The organism is Streptomyces sp. GC420, from assembly GCF_009916105.1.
Taxonomy (GTDB): Bacteria; Actinomycetota; Actinomycetes; order Streptomycetales; family Streptomycetaceae; genus Streptomyces.
In genome coordinates, this window is sequence record NZ_JAAAXQ010000758.1 from 1 (window position 1) to 1,225 (window position 1,225).

Here is a 1,225-nt window from a genome sequence, read left to right on the forward strand (position 1 = left end):
GACCGGCACCGACGAGGCCGATCACCGCCGGATAGTCGTCCGTGGCGAAGTCGATGCGCGGAGTGAAGCCGGCCGCCTCGCAGATCTCCACCAGATGGCGCCGGCAGCACCCGCCCGGCCGGCGGCCTGTCGGTGTTCCGGCTCGCGCTTCTCGTCACCGTGCCCGCCCTGCTCGCCGCCGCGATCCTGCGGCCGCGCTCCCGCTGACCGGCCCGCCCCTCCGTCACCACCGCCTGGTCCGCGGCAGGATCCGCGGCCTGAACCGCGGCCGGATCCACGACTGAGCGCGTTCGAATCCCCTGTCGAACAGACACCGAACCCGTCACCGAGCCGCCACCGCGCCCGTCACAGATCCCGCCGACCCCGCCCCGCAGCCGATTTCCGCACCGCAGCAAGGCCCGTGGAGGCACCCGTGTCCGAATGGCTCGTCCTGAGCATCGCGATGATCGCGGCATGCGCCGTCGTGCTCGTCATCGTCATCGCCAACCACCGTTTCACCAGCGACAACGACGACACCTCCGGGACACCGGACGTCCTCGAGTACATGACGATGATGATCGGCGTCGTGTACGCCATCGTGCTGGGCCTGGCCATCGCCGGCGTCTGGGAGGCGCGGGGCGCGGCCGAGGAGCAGGTCGCGCGGGAGGCCCAGGCCCTGCACGAAGTGCGCGAGCGCGTCCAGGTCTATCCGGCGGAGGTCCGCGAGCGCGTCCGCGAGGACGTCGACGCGTATGTGGCTCATGTGGTCGGCGAGGAGTGGCCCGCCGAGGGCGAACGGGGCCGTATCACGGAACGGGGCGGAGCGCTCCTCGAGCGGGTACGCCGCGACGTGACGGACTACCGTCCACGCACCGACCACGAGAGCCAGGCATACCAGCCGCTCGTCGACCACATCGCGGCCGCGGACGAGGCCAGGCAGGCGCGCGGCCGCGGCGCGGGCTCCACCATGCCGGGGGTGGTCTGGTTCGGTCTCATCATCGGCGGCCTGGTGACGGTCGGGCTGATCTTCGCCCTGCAGATCCGCCGCACCTCCCGGGAACTGCTGCTCGCGGGGCTCTTCAGCGCCCTGATCGCCTTCCTGCTCTTCCTGATCTGGGACTTCGACGCACCATTCGGACGGAGCGGCTCCGACACCGCGGAACCGTTCATCGAACTGTTCCCGCAAGCCCTCGGCTGAGCGCCACGCCCCCGGACGCCCGACCTACTTCTCGACGATCGCGAGCAC

General features: G+C 71.1%; 1 protein-coding gene and 1 pseudogene. One reads left to right on the top strand and one right to left on the bottom strand.

The window, feature by feature from the left end:
- A pseudogene (locus GUY61_RS41030) lies at positions 1-112 on the bottom strand (LysR family transcriptional regulator); the annotation flags it as partial.
- 300 nt (positions 113-412) lie between these two features.
- Here GUY61_RS41030 and GUY61_RS38430 point away from each other — a divergent pair.
- Positions 413-1,177 carry a DUF4239 domain-containing protein gene (locus tag GUY61_RS38430; RefSeq protein WP_166634911.1) on the top strand — a complete coding sequence of 255 codons (765 nt, stop codon included), beginning with the start codon at positions 413-415 and terminating at the stop codon, positions 1,175-1,177.
- Positions 1,178-1,225 lie beyond the last annotated feature (48 nt).